This window comes from Nakamurella flava (assembly GCF_005298075.1).
GTDB lineage: Bacteria > Actinomycetota > Actinomycetes > Mycobacteriales > Nakamurellaceae > Nakamurella > Nakamurella flava.
This window is the reverse complement of record NZ_SZZH01000007.1, coordinates 87,092-104,493: the sequence shown is the minus strand read 5'-3', so window position 1 is coordinate 104,493 and position 17,402 is coordinate 87,092. Positions and strand designations below refer to the sequence as shown.

General features: G+C 71.7%; 18 protein-coding genes and 1 tRNA gene. 8 read left to right on the top strand and 11 right to left on the bottom strand.

Annotated features, from left to right (window positions below):
• The first annotated feature begins 26 nt into the window (after positions 1–26).
• On the top strand, positions 27–1,352 hold the full coding sequence (locus FDO65_RS20710) for a serpin family protein (protein ID WP_137451651.1): 1,326 nt from the start codon (positions 27–29) through the stop codon (positions 1,350–1,352).
• Between the two features lie 59 nt (positions 1,353–1,411).
• The gene (locus tag FDO65_RS20705; protein ID WP_137451650.1) at positions 1,412–1,699 is read left to right on the top strand and encodes a hypothetical protein; all 288 of its coding nucleotides are present in this window, start codon (positions 1,412–1,414) and stop codon (positions 1,697–1,699) included.
• 39 nt (positions 1,700–1,738) lie between these two features.
• Here the strand turns inward: FDO65_RS20705 and FDO65_RS20700 are convergent, their stop codons facing one another.
• Positions 1,739–2,518: a CPBP family intramembrane glutamic endopeptidase gene (locus FDO65_RS20700; RefSeq protein ID WP_166442326.1), complete on the bottom strand. Its 780-nt coding sequence runs from the start codon at positions 2,516–2,518 to the stop codon at positions 1,739–1,741.
• A gap of 519 nt (positions 2,519–3,037) precedes the next feature.
• Here FDO65_RS20700 and FDO65_RS20695 point away from each other — a divergent pair.
• On the top strand, positions 3,038–4,339 hold the full coding sequence (locus FDO65_RS20695) for a serpin family protein (RefSeq protein WP_166442325.1): 1,302 nt from the start codon (positions 3,038–3,040) through the stop codon (positions 4,337–4,339).
• A 2-nt stretch (positions 4,340–4,341) separates the two neighbouring features.
• Here FDO65_RS20695 and FDO65_RS20690 read toward each other — a convergent pair whose 3' ends face one another.
• Entirely contained in the window at positions 4,342–5,139 is a 798-nt protein-coding gene (locus tag FDO65_RS20690; RefSeq protein ID WP_166442324.1) for an HAD-IIB family hydrolase, read from the bottom strand.
• Positions 5,140–5,288: 149 nt separating this feature from the next.
• Between FDO65_RS20690 and FDO65_RS20685 the strand changes: the two genes are divergently transcribed.
• The 3 genes from FDO65_RS20685 to FDO65_RS20675 all read left to right on the top strand — a co-directional run bounded on the left by FDO65_RS20685 (position 5,289) and on the right by FDO65_RS20675 (position 8,861).
• Positions 5,289–6,485: a serpin family protein gene (locus tag FDO65_RS20685; protein WP_137451646.1), complete on the top strand. Its 1,197-nt coding sequence runs from the start codon at positions 5,289–5,291 to the stop codon at positions 6,483–6,485.
• Between the two features lie 69 nt (positions 6,486–6,554).
• Positions 6,555–7,067 carry a GNAT family N-acetyltransferase gene (locus tag FDO65_RS20680; protein WP_205850219.1) on the top strand — a complete coding sequence of 171 codons (513 nt, stop codon included), beginning with the start codon at positions 6,555–6,557 and terminating at the stop codon, positions 7,065–7,067.
• Between the two features lie 81 nt (positions 7,068–7,148).
• Positions 7,149–8,861 carry an NAD-dependent malic enzyme gene (locus FDO65_RS20675; protein ID WP_276606884.1) on the top strand — a complete coding sequence of 571 codons (1,713 nt, stop codon included), beginning with the start codon at positions 7,149–7,151 and terminating at the stop codon, positions 8,859–8,861.
• A gap of 54 nt (positions 8,862–8,915) precedes the next feature.
• Here FDO65_RS20675 and FDO65_RS20670 read toward each other — a convergent pair.
• The 3 genes from FDO65_RS20670 to FDO65_RS23180 all read right to left on the bottom strand — a co-directional run bounded on the left by FDO65_RS20670 (position 8,916) and on the right by FDO65_RS23180 (position 10,133).
• Positions 8,916–9,005, bottom strand: a tRNA-Ser gene (locus FDO65_RS20670).
• A 73-nt stretch (positions 9,006–9,078) separates the two neighbouring features.
• The gene (locus tag FDO65_RS20665; protein WP_137451643.1) at positions 9,079–9,576 is read right to left on the bottom strand and encodes a DinB family protein; all 498 of its coding nucleotides are present in this window, start codon (positions 9,574–9,576) and stop codon (positions 9,079–9,081) included.
• Positions 9,573–10,133 (bottom strand): TetR/AcrR family transcriptional regulator, encoded by a 561-nt coding sequence (locus tag FDO65_RS23180; RefSeq protein WP_137451642.1) that lies wholly within the window; start codon positions 10,131–10,133, stop codon positions 9,573–9,575. Before FDO65_RS23180 ends, FDO65_RS20665 begins: the two co-directional genes overlap by 4 nt.
• Before the next feature lie 206 nt (positions 10,134–10,339).
• On the opposite strand from FDO65_RS23180, the gene FDO65_RS20655 reads away from it, so the two are divergent.
• On the top strand, positions 10,340–11,902 hold the full coding sequence (locus FDO65_RS20655; protein WP_137451641.1) for an MFS transporter: 1,563 nt from the start codon (positions 10,340–10,342) through the stop codon (positions 11,900–11,902).
• A 53-nt stretch (positions 11,903–11,955) separates the two neighbouring features.
• A complete protein-coding gene (locus tag FDO65_RS20650; protein WP_137451640.1) occupies positions 11,956–12,207 on the top strand; it encodes a hypothetical protein in 252 nt (83 codons plus the stop codon).
• A gap of 83 nt (positions 12,208–12,290) precedes the next feature.
• Here FDO65_RS20650 and FDO65_RS20645 read toward each other — a convergent pair whose 3' ends face one another.
• From FDO65_RS20645 to FDO65_RS20620, 6 genes are read right to left on the bottom strand one after another with little or no spacing between them, the layout of a single operon-like run.
• A complete protein-coding gene (locus tag FDO65_RS20645; protein WP_205850218.1) occupies positions 12,291–12,686 on the bottom strand; it encodes a VOC family protein in 396 nt (131 codons plus the stop codon).
• Between the two features lies 1 nt (position 12,687).
• Complete coding sequence (locus FDO65_RS20640) at positions 12,688–13,566, bottom strand: helix-turn-helix domain-containing protein (RefSeq protein ID WP_205850217.1); 879 nt, start codon at positions 13,564–13,566, stop codon at positions 12,688–12,690.
• Positions 13,567–13,599: 33 nt separating this feature from the next.
• Positions 13,600–13,779 carry a hypothetical protein gene (locus FDO65_RS20635; RefSeq protein WP_137451638.1) on the bottom strand — a complete coding sequence of 60 codons (180 nt, stop codon included), beginning with the start codon at positions 13,777–13,779 and terminating at the stop codon, positions 13,600–13,602.
• Between the two features lie 46 nt (positions 13,780–13,825).
• Positions 13,826–14,731, bottom strand: coding sequence for an ABC transporter permease (locus FDO65_RS20630; RefSeq protein WP_137451637.1), 906 nt, complete (start codon positions 14,729–14,731; stop codon positions 13,826–13,828).
• Complete coding sequence (locus FDO65_RS20625; protein ID WP_137451636.1) at positions 14,728–15,699, bottom strand: ABC transporter ATP-binding protein; 972 nt, start codon at positions 15,697–15,699, stop codon at positions 14,728–14,730. Before FDO65_RS20625 ends, FDO65_RS20630 begins: the two co-directional genes overlap by 4 nt.
• Positions 15,696–17,114: a helix-turn-helix domain-containing protein gene (locus FDO65_RS20620; RefSeq protein ID WP_166442323.1), complete on the bottom strand. Its 1,419-nt coding sequence runs from the start codon at positions 17,112–17,114 to the stop codon at positions 15,696–15,698. Before FDO65_RS20620 ends, FDO65_RS20625 begins: the two co-directional genes overlap by 4 nt.
• Positions 17,115–17,402 lie beyond the last annotated feature (288 nt).

The following is a 17,402-nucleotide window of genomic DNA, read 5'->3' as shown; positions in this document are numbered from 1 at the left end:
GTCGTCCCGCCAAGCAGGCAACCTCCGTGGGTGCCCGCTCCGTCCTGCTCGACATGTACGCCATGACCATGGCCCGTCGCCGGTTCCTGCTCGTCGCGGCGGGTGCCGCAACAGCGGGGCTGACCGGGTGCGGCTCGCGCGCGTCCTCGATGTCGCCCCCCGTCGACGTCTTCACCCCGGCCCAGCCCATCAGCATCGCCCCGTCCGGTTCGGCGCAGGATGCGGGCTCCGCGGCCCGCGCTGCGCTGACCGGCTTCGGCGTCGATTTCCTCCGCGCCGCAATGGATGTCAAGCCGACGCCGGCCACCGGCATCAGCCCGTACTCGCTGTTCACCGTCCTGGCGATGGTGCGGGCGGGGGCGGCCGGCCGGACCGCCGAGCAGATCGACGGGGCGTTGAAGGCGACGGGTAGCCAGGCGCAGGGGGCGGTCGTGACGGCCGTCGATGCGGGGATGGCCGCCGCCCTGGACGCGGCGGCGGCCGCACACTCGGACCCGATGGTCCTGCAGGCCGCGAACCAGACCTGGGCCGACCACCGACTGCAGGTGCACCAGTCCTACCTCGATGCCCTGGCCCGCGATTTCGGTTCCACCGCCCAGCTCGCCGACTTCGCCGGTGACCCGGAGGGGATGCGGCAGGCCATCAACACCTGGGTCGCAGACCGCACCAACGACCTGATCCCCGAGCTGTTCCCCCAGGGCACGATCGACTCCGGCACCCGGATGGTGCTGGTCAACGCGCTGTATCTGAAGGCGCAGTGGCTGAACGCTTTTGCGCCCCGGCAGGACGGTCCGTTCACGACCGCCGATGGGCGGCAGCTCACTGTTCCGCTGATGACGACCGAGCAGCCGGTACCCGGGTTTCGCGGGGCCGGGTGGGCGGCGGCGATCCTGCCCTACACCGGCTCCGGACTCGGGATGACCGTGGTGATGCCCGATGCCGGCATCGACGATGCCCTCGACGACCTGCCGGCGATCGTCGAGACCATTGCCGCGGATCGTGAGGGCACGCCGACCGCGGTGACCCTGCCGGTCTTCTCGCTGCGGTCGAACCTGGATGCCCGGGGCATCGCCCAGCGGCTGGGCATCACGCATCTGTTCGACGCCGCCGAGCTCAGTGGTATCTCCGACGAACCTCTCAATGCGAGCGCGTTCGTGCATCAGTGCGTGGTCAAGGTCGATGAGAAGGGAACGGAGGCGGCGGCCGCCACCGGTATCGCGATGATCGAGAGCGCCTCGACGTCGAGCGAGCACCTCGTCGTCGATCGGCCGTTCCTGTTCTGGATCGCCGATTCCACGACCGGCGCCCCGCTGTTCCTCGGAGTCGTCAACGAGCCGAGCGACACGGCTTGAGGCCCCGTTCGAGCGACGGCTGACTCGCGGTCCGGCCGGCGGTGGTCGACAGTGCTCAGGTGGACACCTGGGTGCGGTTGGCGTTGATGGTCGTGGGCGCGTTGCTGGTCCTGACGTTCACCGCGATCTATGACCGCCCCGCAGGCCCCGCTCGGCTCCGCTGGCCGCACCTGCTGCTGTTCCTCGGTGTCGGGATCTCGGCCTACGGGTCGGCCGGACTGAAGCGGGGCGACTGGGGATGGTGGGCCTTTGTGCTGTGGGTGGTCCTGCTTACCGGGGCCATGCTGGTCGGGGCGGTGATCCGGAAGAGCCGTCAGCGGCGAAGCTCCCCCAGCGGGACGGGCTAAGCGTCAGCCCCGCTGAGGATTCGGAAATCGGTGCGGCCCTCAGGCGGCAAAATCAGCGCCGGGGCGCAGCGGTCCACGGAGGTTGCCCCGGCGGTGCGCGGCGATGAGCATGAGCGTCGTCGGGATCAGGGTCAGCAGCAACAGGGGCAGGGACGCCTCCAGGCCGAAGGAGCCGCCGGTCATGAGGTCGGAGCCGTGGGCGGTGGTCTGCCAGAGTCCGTCCTCCGTCGTGCCGGACACGTTGACCCCGACCAGCCCTTCGACCGTGTTCCACGCGAAGTGCACGCCGATGACGAACCGCAGGTCGCGCCGCCACGCGTAGGCGGCACCTAGCAGCAGACCCGCCTCGATGGCGATCGCGGTCGACGTCCAGATGCTGGCCCCGGGGTTGTTGATGTGCAGCGCACCGAACAGCACGGCCGACACGATGATGGCCGCCCAGGTGCCGGCGATGCGTTCGGTGGCCTGTAGTGCGAAGCCCCGGAACGCCATCTCCTCCACCACGGCGGGGACGGCGGCGGAGACCAGCGCCGCCCAGACGACCGGCACGACGCTGGCGCCGGCCCATTCGATCGAATAGCCCCCCAGCGCGGCGACGAGCAACCACCCGGCGAACAGGACGACCGCGCCGAGCGCCATCCCGCTGACCAGTTCGCGGGCCGCGCCGGGTCCGGTCAGTTCGATCGGCACCCGCCGGGCCCACCCGCGCATGATCGCCAGGTAGATCACCACGGCCAGCGCGATGACGACGAGCGCCCCGATCCACACCGGTCCGGGGATGAACCCGTAGGCGACGATGAGCGCGATGCACACGACCATGCCGACGATCCCCCAGCACCAGGGGGAGCTGACGACACGTCGGGGCGGCCGTTGAGCCGTGGGGGCGGCTGCCTGCGAAGGGACGACCATCGGGCTCACTCCTGATCACCGTGGGACGGCTGCCCGTCCGCCGAGTCCGGCACCCGCCCGCGCGCGCAGGACGGATGACCGCCAGCCGGCTGCGTCGCTGTGAAGCAGGCCGAACGGCGGTCGGCGCGAAACGTAACGACAATCCCGGGCGGCCAGCGGCCGTCGTGACCCCCCGAACGCATCCGGTGGGTAGGTCGGTGTGGCGGTCGGTCACCGAGCCGCGTCTGGGCACCCGGCCGCTGGTGTGATGGGCCCGCGTCGCCCAGGCATCGACGGCGGGTCTGGACAGGAGCGCAGCGTTCGGGCCACGCCACCCGACGGCGTGACGGTGGTTCCTGACGTGGTCCGGCTGTTCGTTTCGCGATGCGGCCGGCTGCGTCCGCGCGGGACCGACGCAACCCCGGCGCCGCTCGTATCCGTCATCCCGGTATGGACACCGTCGAGATCGCGCGCCGCCGATTCCTGTTCATGGCCGCCGGTGCGGCCCTGGTCGGCCTGACCGGATGTAGTTCCGTCAACTCAGCGCGGAACACCGCGTCCGGCGCGGTCGCGACTCCGGTGCAGCTGGTCAGCGACGCCATTCGCATCGCGCCTGGTGACGCGGCGGCCGCCCGGGCTGCGTTCGCCGGATTCGGCTCCGCCTTCCTGGGCCAGATGCTCCCCGACGGTCCGGTGACCAACGCGGCGATCAGTCCCTACTCGCTGTTCACCGTGCTGGCGATGGCCCGGGCCGGCGCGAAAGGGGCCACGGGGCAACAGATCGACGCTGTCCTGGGGGCGGCGGGCGACGCCCAGGGGGCGGCCGTTGCCGCCGTCGACGCCGCGGTGGCCGAGGCGCTCGACCGGGCATCCCAGGCACCCGGAGGCACGGTGACGGTGCAGGCCGCCAACGAGACCTGGGTGGAGCAGGGCTTTCCGGTCCGCCAGGAGTACCTCGACCAGTTGGCCCGCGAGTTCGGCGTCGCCGCCCGGTCCGCCGATTTCAGCGGCGACGCGGAAGGCATGCGGCTGGCCATCAACGCGTGGGTCGCCGAACGCACCAACGACCTCATCCCCGAGCTGTTTCCGTCCGACTCCATCCGGTCCACCACCGTGCTGGTGCTGGTCAACGCGCTCTATCTCCAGGCGTCGTGGGCCTTCCCGTTCGAACCCCGCCAGGACGGCACCTTCACCACGGCCGACGGGCGCGCGATCACCGTGCCGATGATGTCCGGACTGCCGTTGGCCGCTTCCGGGGTGAAGGGGCCGGGGTGGGCGGCGGTGTCACTCCCCTACGTCGGGTCAGGTCTGGCCATGACGGTGTTGCTCCCCGACAACGGCCTCGATGCGGTGCTGAGTGGTCTGCCGGAGATCATCGACACGGTCGCGACCAGCGAGCCGGGAACGACGAAGTTCGATGTCACCCTGCCGGTGTTCTCGGTGCGGTCGGTCCCCGACGCCGCCGCGGTGGTGAAAGCCCTGGGCATCACCGATCTTTTCGGCGACGCCGACCTGTCCGGGATCACCGAAGGCGGATTGACGGTCGATGCATTCGTCCACGAGTCCGTCGTCAAGGTCGACGAAGAGGGCACCGAAGCCGCCGCCGCGACCGGTATGGGAATGGCGGCGAGCGCGCCGGCACGACCGGAGCCATTGGTGGTGGACCGACCGTTCGTCTTCTGGATCGCCGACACCACCACCTCGGCGCCGCTGTTCCTCGGGGTGATCACCGACCCGAGCGCCACCGCCTGAGCTCAGCCGCCCAGCAGGTGCTCGTCGAGGAAGCGGGCGACGGCGTCGTCGCGGTGGTGGCCGACCCGGTGGTGCGCGATGGCCAGGACGGAGGGTTCGGAATTGGCCGGGGCGATGACCTGGCCGACGTTGCTGAGCCACTCCACGTCGGTCTCCCCGTCCCCGGCGCCGATGGTCGCGTCGGGCGCGACGCCGATGCGTTCGAGGGTGAACCGCAGCGATTCCCACTTGGTGAAGCCGGGGGCGTTGGCCTCCAGGAATTCGGTCGACGAACGCTTCAACCGCGGGAATTCGGCGGCGGCCTCGGCCTGCATCGCGTCGACGTCGGGCTGCTCCCCGACCAGCATCACTTTGACGACGTCACCCGGCCACGCCCGGTCGGGCAGCACCTCCGGAGTCCACTGGTTGAGCCGCTCGATGAGGTCGGTGTGGCGGCTGGCCCGGTCGGTGAGGATGTGCGCGGCGGTGTGCAGGACGGGTTGCAGGTCGAACCGGTCGGCCACCTCGATGAGCCGGGCGATGAGCGCCGGGTCCATGGCGGCGTGCACGAGATGCTCGCGGGTGGCCGGGTCGGTGACGATCGCGCCGCCCCCGGACACGACCGGGGCAGACAGTCCGGCGGCGTCGGCGGTGGCCAGCGCGGAGGTTTCGAGCCGCCCGGTCACCACGATGGGCCGGATGCCCGCGGCCTCGAGGTCCTTCAGGACGCCGATGGCGTAGGGGCTGACCTGGTGGTCGTCCCGGGCGAGGGTGCCGTCGATGTCCAGGGCTACGGCGGCGATGCCGTTCGATGTGCTCACGTCGCTCCTTGTGCTGGTCCCCCGTCCCCACCCTGCCATGGACCGCCGAGCCGTCCGTCCGGTCGCGGAGCGGACAATGGCCGTGAAGACGCAGGTGCCGGAACGCTTCTCGCACCAGCCCATGAAGGCACCGCCACCAGGAGGTACCCGTGACCGACCCAGCCCCGACGCCGCTCCGCCCGCTGAGCGCGGTCGACCGCACCGCCCCGGGGGATCCCGGAACAGCGCGGGCGGCGGTCGCCGGCTTCGGCGCGGCCGTCCTGCGGCACGCGCTCGGGGCCGAACTGAGGAACACGGCGATCAGCCCGTACTCGCTGTTCATGGTGCTGGCCATGGCGCGGGCCGGGGCCCGTGGCGCGACCGCCGCGCAGATCGACGCGGCCCTGGGTCTGGACGGAACCGCAGCGCAGGGGCAGGCGGTCGCCGCGGTCGATCAGGGGATCAGCCGGGCGCTCGACCGGGCGGTGCGGATGTCCAGCGACGGCGTCACGGTGCGGTCGGCCAACGAGATGTGGGTGGACCGCGGCTTCCCGGTCCGACCGGAGTTCGTGGATGAGCTGGCCCGCGAGTTCGGCGTCGCCGCTCGTTCCGCGGATTTCGCCGGCGACCCCGACGGCATGCGCGCCGCCATCAATGCGTGGGTCGCCGAACGGACCAACGATTTGATCCCCGATCTCCTCCCGGCCGGGTCCGTCACCGCAGTAACGGAACTCGTCCTGGTCAATGCCCTCTACCTCAAGGCCGCCTGGATGGTGCCGTTCCGGGACCGTCAGGAGGGGTCGTTCACCACCGCCGACGGCAGCCGGCGCACGGTGCCGATGATGCAAGGTGGGATGCCGTTCTCGGGCTCGAGAGGTGCTGGCTGGACGGCGGTCTCGATTCCGTACATCGGGGGCGGTCTGTCGATGACCGTGCTGCTCCCCGACGCCGGGATCGACACCGTACTGGGCGACCTGCCCGCCGTCCTCGACGCCGTGGCCACCGGATCGGCAACGCCGGCCCAGTTCGCGGTCACCCTGCCGGCCTTCTCGATCGACGCGACGCCCGACGCGATGTCGGCGGTGCGGGCACTGGGCGTCACGGACCTGTTCGACGCGCCCGACCTGACCGGCATCACCGACCGCCCCCTCGCGGCGGACACCCTCGTTCACCGCTGCGTCGTCGACGTCGACGAGAAGGGCACTGAAGCGGCCGCCGCGACCGCCCTGCTCTTCTCGCGCGGCGTACTGGCCCAGCCGGAACCCCTGGTCATCGACCGGCCCTTCCTCTTCTGGATCGCCGAGTCGAGCACGTCGGCGCCGCTGTTCCTGGGGGTCGTGGCCGACCCGAGCGGCGCCCCGTCCTGACGGGGGCGACGGCGCTGGCCCGGTGAAAACCACTGGTGCGCAGCGTCCGACTGTTCTCTACTGACCCGTGTGGGCACCATCGAGTTCCGGGCACTCACCGAGGCGGACGTGCCGATGCTGCACGACTGGCTGCTCCGCCCCCACGTCCGGCAGTGGTGGGGGCCGGCCGAGTCGGTTGAGGAATTGCGCGAGGACTACCTGACCGGCGGGTCGACCCACGCCTTCATCGCGCACCTGGCGGGCGAGCCGATCGGGTTCATCCAGAGCTACGTGGTGCTCGGTTCCGGTGACGGCTGGTGGGAGGACGAGACCGACCCGGGCGCCCGCGGTATCGACCAGTTCCTCGCCCACGCCGGACAGCTCAACCGGGGGCTGGGCCGGGCCATGGTGCGGGAGTTCGTCGAGCAGCTGTTCGCCGACCCGGTGGTCACCGTGGTGCAGACCGATCCGTCGCCGCACAACGCACGGGCGATCCGCTGCTACACGGCGGCCGGGTTCGCGGCGGTGGGCGAGGTGGTGACTCCGGACGGTCCGGCCCTGCTGATGCGCTGCCACCGGCCGCCGGCCAGCGCTCTCCGGTAGGCGCACTCCCCCGATCGAGACCATCCGCCATACTGTTGCTCTGCGTGCACGACAACTACCGTCCGTGAGTGACCGAGCGGGCTGTCACCGCCTCGGCAGCAACCGCGAGGAGTACCCGTCATGACCGCACGTCCCAAGGTCTTCGCCGATCCGCTGCGGAACCGCGGCACCGCCTTCACGCTGGAGGAGCGGGCGAAGCTGGGGCTGACGGGACGGCTGCCGGCGGCGGTCGAGACGCTCGACGAGCAGGCCGCGCGGAGTTACGCGCAGCTGGAGGGCTACGAGACGGACCTGGAGAAGTACGTCTTCCTGGACTCTCTGCACGACCGCAACGAGGTCCTGTACTTCAAGGTGCTGGGCGATCACCTGGCCGAGCTGCTGCCCGTCGTCTACGACCCGACGGTCGGCGAGGCCATCAAGCAGTGGAGCAAGGACTACCGGCACTCGCGGGCCGTGTACCTGTCAATCGACCGCCCCGAGGACGTGCGGGCCTCGTTCGAGACCCTCGGGCTGGGTCCGGACGACGTGGACCTGATCGTCGTCTCCGATGCGCAGGAGATCCTCGGCATCGGTGACTGGGGGGTCAACGGCACCGACATCTCGATCGGCAAGCTGGCCGTCTACACGGCGGCCGCCGGGATCGACCCGAGCCGGGTGATCGCCGTCAACCTGGACGTCGGCACCGACAACGAGATGCTGCTCAACAGCCCCACCTACCTGGGCAATCGGCACGCCCGCGTGACCGGCCAGCGGTATGACGACCTCATCGCCACCTACCTGTCGACCGCGACGGACCTGTTCCCGCACGCACTGCTGCATTTCGAGGATTTCGGCCCCAGCAACGCACGGCGGATCCTGGACGAGTACCGCGACAAGTACCGGATCTTCAACGACGACATGCAGGGCACCGGCGCGATCGTCATGTCGTCGGTGATCTCCGGTCTGAAGATCACCAAGCAAACGTTCGCCGAGCAGCGGCTGCTGGTCTACGGGGCGGGGACGGCCGGCACCGGCATGGCCGACCAGATCAGCGCGGCGATGATCCGCTCCGGGGCGTCGCCCGAGGAAGCGAAGGCCCGGGTGTGGCTGGTCGACATCAACGGTCTGGTCACCGACGACATGGACGGTCTGCCGAACTACCAGCAGGCATACGCGCGGCCGGCCGCGGAGGTGGCCGACTGGAAGCGTGAGGGCGGCAAGATCGACCTGCTGACGACGATCCAGCAAGTGAAGCCGACCATCCTCATCGGCACGTCCACCGACCACAACGCCTTCACCGAAGCGGTCGTCGAGGCGATGTGCGCGGGGGTGGAGCGCCCGATCATCCTGCCGCTGTCCAACCCGACGGAACGCATCGAGGCGATGCCGGCCGACATCATCCCGCAGTCGAAGGGCAAGGCCCTAGTGGCGACGGGTATCCCGGTAGAGCCGGTCGAGTACGACGGCGTCAGCTACACCATCGGCCAGGCCAACAACGCCCTGCTCTACCCGGGGCTGGGCCTGGGCACCATCGTCTCCGGCGCCCGCCACGTCACCGACGGCATGCTCCTCGCCGCCGCCGAAGCCGTCGCCAGCCAGGTCGACCCCACCCCCCTCGGCGCCTCACTGCTGCCGGACGTGGAGAACCTCCGCGCCTCATCCGCCACGGTTGCGCTGGCCGTTGCGAAGGCGTCTGCGGCTGATGGGGTGGCGACCAAGACGCCGGACAACCTCGTGCAGGCCGTGGAAGATGCGATGTGGCAGGCGGTGTACCCGAGCGCGATGGGCGACGGACCCGCTGACGACGCCCCCTAGCAAACGACAAACGCCGAGTTCCGGTCATCCGGAACTCGGCGTTTGTGCTGATCGTGGCGGTAGCGGTGGGATTTGAACCCACGGAGGAGTTGCCCCCTCACACGCTTTCGAGGCGTGCTCCTTAGGCCGCTCGGACACGCTACCGCGGGAGACTCTACCAACGACCGGCCCAGCTTCCGAATCGGTCAACCCCAGCCCAGTCGATCCGGCGGGCAGCTCAGCCCTGGTGGTCGCCGACGGCTCCGTCGAGCAGCTCGCGCATCACGTCGAGGTGGCCGCAGTGGCGGGCGGTCTCCTCGATCATGTGGATCAGCACCCACCGCATCGTCAGCTCGTCGCCGTGCCAGCTGCTGCCCACCGCCATCAGGTCCAGCTCGTCGATCGCCGCGTCCGCCGCCGCGCAGGCCCGGTCGTAATACGCGACCACGTCGGCCAGCGTCTCGGCGGGCTCCACGCGCAGGTCCCGGTCCGGGTCGTTCTCGTCGTAGTCCAGCTCGTCCGACGGCCGGCCGAACGTCCCGCAGAACCAGCCGTACTCCACCGACGCCAGGTGCTTGACCACGCCACCCAACGACAACCCGGTCCCCGTCATCGGCCGCCGCGCCTGATCATCGGTCAGACCCGCGACCTTCCAGCGGACCACCGCCCGGTGCCGGTTCAGGCTCGCGTGCAGGCTCTCCTTCTCGTCACCCGTGAACGGCACCTGCATGCTCATCGCTCCCCCGCCCCGTCCAGCAGCCGGTCGACCAGCCCCAGCATCTGCTGCACCGTCTCCTCGCTGCGCGCCGACCGGGCCGGCAGCACCGAACCGGCCATCGTCGACTCGTAATACATGCCGTCACCGAGCAGCACGATGAGTCGCGCCACCGCGGGATCACCCACCGCGGCCAGGACCGCGTCGTACCAGCGCTGCTGGGCGGCGGCCAGGACGTCCCCGACCCGGGTGTGCGAACGCTGCAGCAACCGGGTCGCCGCCACCAGGGTGCGATCCACGGCGGCAGCCGGGTTGGCGGAGGTGCTCAGGTAGTAGGCGACCGGGCCACCAGGGGCAGCGGTCATGTCGCGGATGTCCTGCTCGACCAGGCCCTGCAACCGTTCCAGCAACCCGTCGACCAAAGCGTCCCGGGAATTGAAGTGGTAGATCAGCCCGCCCTTGGAGACCCCGGCCTCCCGGGCCACCGCATCTAGCGTCGTCTCCCGCTCGCCCCGTTCGATTAGCAACCGCTCGAAGGCGTCGAGCACCTTGTCACGGGCGGCGGGAGGCGGCGGCACGGGACAACGGTAGACCGGCCGGACCCGTTACCCCCGCCGCAGCCGTGTGGGTCGGTCAAGCCTGCCGCTACCCAACGCCAGGTAGCGGCAGGCTTTACCGACCCCGGATGGGCGACTTCGGTCACCACCTCTTGCGTTACTGCACCAACTGGTCGGTATAGTGACGGGGCAAGCCCGATCCGGGCACTCCTGCGAAAGAGATTCCGATGTCCTCCCTGACGACCGCCCCGCGGTCCGAAGTGACCGCCCCCGGCGCCGATCGTCGTGCGACTCCGCGCGACTGGATCGCCCTCGCCGTCCTGATGCTCCCGGTGCTGCTCGTCGCCGTCGACGCCACCGTCCTGAGCTTCGCGCTGCCCGCCATCTCGGCCGATCTCACCCCGACCGGCACCCAGCTGCTGTGGACGATCGACATCTACTCGCTGATGCTGGCCGGCCTGCTCGTCTCGATGGGTAGCCTCGCCGACCGCATCGGCCGGCGCCGCCTGCTGCTCATCGGCGCGGTCGGGTTCGCCGCGATGTCCACCGTCGCCGCCTACGCCCCGACCGCCGAGGCGCTGATCGCCGCCCGCGCCGGGCTCGGCTTCTTCGGCGCGATGCTGATGCCGTCCACGCTCTCGTTGCTGCGCAACATCTTCACCGACCGTCAGCAGCGTCGGCTGGCCATCGCCATCTGGGCCGCCGCCTTCGCCGGTGGCGCCGCGCTCGGCCCGGTCGTCGGCGGGTTCCTGCTCGAGCACTTCTGGTGGGGCTCGGTCTTCCTCATGGCCGTGCCCGCCCTCGCCCTGCTGCTCGTCCTCGGCCCGCTGTTCATCCCCGAGAGCCGCGACCCGTCGCCGGGTCCGGTCGACGTCGTCAGCATCGGCCTGTCCCTGCTGACGCTGGCTCCGCTGGTCTACGCCATCAAGAGCGTGGCCAAGGAGGGCCTGACCCTGCCGACCGGCCTGCTCGCCCTACTCGGCCTGGCCGCCGGCACCCTGTTCGTCCGTCGGCAGTTGCGCCGCAACACCCCGATGCTCGACGTCCGCCTGTTCCGCAACGGCGCCTTCACCGGGTCGGTGCTGGCCAACCTGCTCAGCATCTTTTCGCTCGTCGGGTTCCTGTTCTTCGTGTCCCAGCACCTGCAGCTGGTCACCGGACTCAGCCCGATGCAGGCCGGCCTCGTGCTGGTCCCCGGCCTGGCCGTGACGATCATCGCCGGCCTGGCCGTCGTCCCGCTGGTCAGGCGGGTCGGGGCCCGGCTGCTGATCGCCGGCGCCCTGCTGCTCAGCTCGCTCGGCTACGTCGCGATCCTCCTGGTCGCCCACAGCCACGGCGCCGCCGGCCTGGCCGCCGCGTTCGTCATCCTGTCCCTGGGGATCGGCGTCGCGGAGACGCTGTCCAACGACGTCATCGTCTCCAGCGCTCCGGCCGCCAAGGCCGGCGCCGCCTCGGCAATCTCCGAGACCGCCTACGAGGTGGGGGCCGTCCTCGGCACCGCCCTGCTGGGCGGCATCCTCACCGCGCAGTACGCCGCGAACGTGCAACTGCCGCAGGGACTGTCGGCCGAGCAGGCCGCAACGGCCAGCGAGACCCTCGGCGGGGCAACCGCTGTCGCTGCTGAGCTACCCGCGGCCAGCGGTCAGGCGCTGCTGACGTCGGCCCAGTCGGCGTTCGACAGTGGTGTCACCACCACGTCGATCATCGGTGCCGCCCTGATGGTGGCCGCCGCCGCACTGGTGTGGGCGACCCTGCGCGGCGTCGGCTCACCTGAACGGGTCGAGCACTGATGAGCCAGGTCACCCCGGCTCAACGCCCCCGCCCCACGACACGTCCTACCCACATGAGCACCACGACCGGAGACACCACCATGACCACCCATACCGACCTCGGCGCCCTGGCCACCGGCGCGTTCATCCGCATCGACGACGAGACCGTCGCCCTGCAGCGGGTCGAGCGCATCGCCGCCCCCCGCGCCGCCACCGCGGCCCTCGCCGGGATCCCGCTGACCCGCATCACCTTCGAGCGCGACGGCGACCGTGAGCAGCGGGTCTACCCGACGCAGATGGTCGTCGAGCAGGTCGCCGGCCGCTGACCATCGCGGCCGGCACCACCGCAGCCCGGGCTCCCGAACCCCGTCGGGAGCCCGGGCTGTCGGCTGGATGTACCCGGCCGGGCTCACTCCCCGGCGTAGATCCCGACTGACCACACGACGCCCTCCGGGTCGGCCAGCGCGAACTCGGCGCCGCCGTAGTCCGGGCGTTCCAGCGGCCGCACGATCCGCGCCCCCGCCGCCTGCACCCGCTCATAGAGGGCGGTGATCTCCGGCTCCCCCGGCACCACCAGGTAGACCGTCCCCACGGCCACCGGGACCATGTCGTCGCCGGGCTTCTCACTCCCCAGCATGACCCCGCCGCCGGCCGGCCAGCGGATCTCGGCGTGATCGATCCGATCCCCCTCCCCGTACCGGGCGGCCTGGATGAAACCCAGTACCCCGGTGAGGAAGTCGAGTGCCGCCGGTGCATCCCGGTAGCGCAGACACGGCCAGACCCCTGTGATCGCGTTCTCCGTCATGTCAGCCATCGTGGCCGTCGACCGCCGCCGCGGCTTGGACGATGGGGAACAGTTCCTCCCGCTGCCACACCGACGGGGCCCGCCCGGCCAGCCGCCGCCACTCCCGCGCCAGGTGGGCCTGGTCGTAGTAGCCGGCGTCCGCCGCGACCTCCGCCAGCGTCCGGGTTCCGGTGCGGATCAACCGGCGCGACCGGTCGAAGCGGGCGATGCGCCCGGCGTCACCGGGCGAGATGCTGAACTCGGCCGCGAACCGGCCCGAGAGATGCCGCCGCGACCAGCCGATCTCGGCAGCCACGCACTGCACCGACCAACCCGACGACGACGTCAGCAGCGCGAACGCGGTCGCCAGCGGCGTCGACATCGGCCGGTACGACCACCGCACCGCGCGACGCAACACCTCGTCGACGGCTGCGAAACGACCCGCCCACGTGGGTGTCTCGGCCAGCCGGCCCATCAGCTCATCCGCCCCGGGCAACACGGCACCCAGCGGGACGACGGACGCCCCCAGCACCGCCGTCGGCCGACCCAGCAGGGCCCGGCAGCCGGCCGGGGTGAGCGCGAGCTGCACGCCTTCCTGGTGGCCGGGGTGCCGCATGACGACCGGCCGGTCGGTCAGCCCGCTGGCCGTCTCACCGAGGAAACCCGGCGACTGGCCTGGGTCGGCCATCTGCAGGAACTCCAGCGGCCCGTCCAACGGCAGCACCACGGTCAGGTCCGGCGACGGCAGGCCCAGATGCGTCCCGGACGGGAAACCCGTCATCCGGTAGCCGACGTACTCGCGCACCCACGGGCGCAGGTCCGGCGGCGGCCGACGGGGCACCTGCACCGCCGACCCGGCGGGTTCGGCGGTGTCCAGGTGATCCGTGGGAGAGCCGGTCACCGGCTCAGACTACGAGCGACCCGACCCCTCGGCTCAGGAGTCGCCGCCCCCGCCGCCGTCCGCGCTGCCGCCGCCCCCGTCGCCGTGGCCGCCACCCACCGCGGCGGCAGATCCGTCACCGCGGACCGTTCGCTGCTGACGCCGGCGAGCCTCATAGGCGGTGATCCCGGCCAGCAGGGCCAGCGTGACGGCGATGATCAGGACGATCTCCATGACTCTCACTCCTTCGTTCGGGGTGGAACCGGTTGTTCGGGGTGGATCAGGTGTTGTTCAGGACGCGTTCGCGGTCCTGCGCCAGGCGCGAGCCGGACTGCCGGCGGGCCATCCGCCGCAAGCACAGCGGGGCGAGCACCAGACCGATCACGGCCCAGACGCCGAGCACCCCGTACATCTCCAACGGGCGCCACGACTGATCGAGTTCCGCGCCGAGCATGCTGTCCGGCAGCAGCGCCGAGCGTGTGCCCAGACCCACCCAGTAGACCGGGAAGACCTGCGCGATCCACTGCGCCCACTCCGGCATCGCTGCGATGGGGCTGAAGAAGCCGGACACCAGGCTGATGGCCATGATCGGGATCATCATGATCCCGGTGGCCGCCCGTGAGCTGGTGATCGAGGCCCCCAGCACCGCCCCGATCGGCACCGTGGCGAGCAGGCCGGCCAGCACGACGGCCAACAGCGTCGCCCCGGCGGCCACGTCCCGCAGCCCGACCGAGTCGAACAGCAGCAGCGACGGCACCAAGATGATCGCCACGTTGGTCAGGGTGATCAACAGCGTGTGCACACCCTTGGCCACCAGGTAGGACGGGATGCCCAGCGGCAGGGCCTTCGCCCGCAGCAGAGTGCCGTCCTCCCGTTCGGCCGACAGCACCTGCGCGACGGTGACGATCCCGCCCATCGCCACCACGAACCCGATCACCCCGGCGACGAACACCGAGCCGAAACCGATGTCGGTGCCCGGCACCCGGGAGTCCCGCAGCGCGTAGGCGGCGACGAGGAAGAGACCGCTGATGCCGAAGTAGTTGAGGGCGTCCTGCCGGTTGGCGAACGACCGCAGGTACTCGAGCCAGCCGCGGGAGATCCCGATGGCCGTGATCGCCCGCCACCGCGCCAACCCGGCCACGCCAGGGGTGGCGCTCCGGGCCGGAACGTCCGTCGTCGTGCTCATCGTCGTCCTCCGCTTCCGGTGGTGTCCGTGGTCGTCATGGTGGTCGGGTCCGTGGGCGCGGCCGCGCCCACGGCGGCCAGGTAGATCTCCTCCAGCCGGCTCCCGCCGACCTGCACGTCGGTGATGGCCTGCCGTGGATCGCCGACCAGATCCCGGAGGAAGGCCGTGGTGTCCGCGCCGGCCGGCAGTTCGGCCCGCCGCGGCTGCCCGTCCTGCACCCAGCGGACGACCGAGCCGGTGCCCAGCTGGGCGGGCGCACCGTCGGCCACGATCCGCCCGCCGGCCAGGATGAGCACCCGGTCGGCCAGCGCTTCGGCCTCGTCCAGATCGTGGGTGGTCAGCAGCACGGTGGTGGACCGGCCGCGGACCTGCTCGCGTAGCAGGGTGTGGAAGTCGCGGCGCGCCTGAGGATCCAGCCCGGCGGTGGGCTCGTCCAGGAACAGCAACTCGGGATCGCCCAGCACTCCGATGGCGACGTCGATCCGGCGACGCTGCCCCCCGGACAGCGTGCGCAACTGACTGTCGGCCTTGTCGGTCAGCCCGACCCGCGCCAGCACCGCCGTCACGTCCGGCCGGGGCGACCGCGGGCGGGCCGCGGCGAAGTGCCGGGCGGTGTGGGTGAGCAGTTCCCGGGCCGTCCACCGGCCGTGGTCCTGCCAGGACTGCAGCACGATCCCCACCCGGGAACGCCAGCCGTCGTCGGCGCGAGCCGGGTCCTGCCCCAGCACCCGGACCGACCCGGCGGACGGCAGCCGGAACCCCTCCAGCACCTCGATGGTCGACGACTTGCCGGCCCCGTTCGGGCCGAGGAGCGCGACGATCTTACCGGCGCCGATGGTCAGGTCGATTCCGGCCAGCACGCTCGTCGAGCCGTAGTTCAGGCGCAGGCCCCGGGTCTGCACCACGGGCTCGGCCGGCGGTGTTCCGGCCGGTGCGACGAAGGCGGCGGGGACGGGTGATGCGGTCATCGTGATCCTCCCGGTCGGTGGGTGGCGGTGGCAGGTGCGCGGTCCCGGACGGGCTCCCGGACCAGGGCGCGGATCAGGGCGGGCAGCCGGAACCGGCCGGGGCCGACACGGAGCAGCAGGGCGGCCTGTCGCAGCTCGTCGAAGCGGCGGCCGCACTCCCACAGGTCCAGTCCGGTGATCGCCCCCATCCCGGCCACCGTGGCCTCGACGGCCGCCGGCGTCCCGACCCACCGTTCCAGCAGGTCGCGGGCGTCGACCGACAGGTCGTCGATCAGCTCGGCCGTCCGCTGGACCAGGTCGCCCAGCCGGTCGCCCGCTCCCGCTCGGAGCGTGCCCACCAGGTCCCGGGCCAGGGCGTCCCGGACGGTGCGGGGGCCGTACAGCTCGACCAGGGCGCCGGCCGCCCGCAGCACCGCCGGACTCCCGTCGACCGCCCGGGCGATGTCGTCCAGATCGGCACGGTCGGTAGCACTCCAGCCCCCCTGGCCCGTGGTCAGCACCTGCACCGCCGGGGACGACCCGCGGCGTACGGGCGCCCCGGCGGCGGGGCTCCGCAACAGCGCGAACGCGTCGACGACGTCCGGTCCGGGGCGTTCGGTCCTCAGGCCGGCCAGGGCTAGACACTCGCCCGCCGCCCGCCCCGGCCGGTCGGTGGTCACCACGATGCGCAGCCCCGGGGCGGCGGCCACCATCCGGTCCAGCACGTCGGCCCGGGGAGCCCGCGGCGGATCGTCGAGCACGAGCACCGTCGGCAGCGTGCCCATGCGTTCGGCCCACCGGACCCCGGCGCCGCTCGACTCCGCTCCCGGCGCGGTCGACAGCTCCGCGGCCGCGGCCTCCGCCAACCGGGTCGCCGGATCGCGACGGGGACCGGACCCCGGCCACACCACGCACAGACCGGCGGCCGCCCGCTCGGTCGCGACGGCCCGGACCAGGGCGGTCTTCCCCGTCCCGGGCAGGCCCAGCACGGTGAGCACGGCCGGACGCCGCGGGTCGGGGTCGTCCCACCAGTTCCGCATCGCCGCCAGTTCCGCCTCCCGGCCGACGACCGGCGCGGCGCCGACGCGACCGTCGACGTCGGTCCCGGAGCCGCGGGATGGGGCGGCGGTCGCCGGCGACCGGACACCGGCCAGCTCCTGCAGTTCGGCGCGGTCGGACCGGCCCAGCCGCAGGGTCTCGGCCAGCAGCCGGACGGTGTCCGGGCGGGGGGTCAGCGTCACCCCGTGCTCCAGATCGCGGATGGCGCGGATGCTGACCGTCGAGAAGTCGGCCAGCTCCTGCTGGGTCAGACCTCGCCGGCGCCGGTGCCGGGCGATCACGTCGCCCAGCGTGCGGACCACCCGGAGCCGGCCGGCGGCCCCCGGTTCCGGGGACGGCGCGGCCGGCCGGTTCGCCGTCATCGACGGTGCGGACATGGAACCCTCCCACGCGGTCGGGCCGTGGTGTGCGGCCGTCCTGCCGGTCCCGATGTCGGGGTGACGTCGGGTCGATGGGACCAGGCTGTCGCCGGCCGCCATCGACGACCTATCGGCGTCCTATCGCCCCCCGGGCCGGCCGGCGGCCCGCCTACGATGGGGACGGCCGGCCACCGCCGGTGACGCAGCGAACCGTTGGACCATCCGTGCCGGTCCGAGGACGAGGGGGGTCTCCGATCACCGCTCCGGGCGCTCCAGCGGCAGCGACCACGTTCTCGCTGCTCGGAC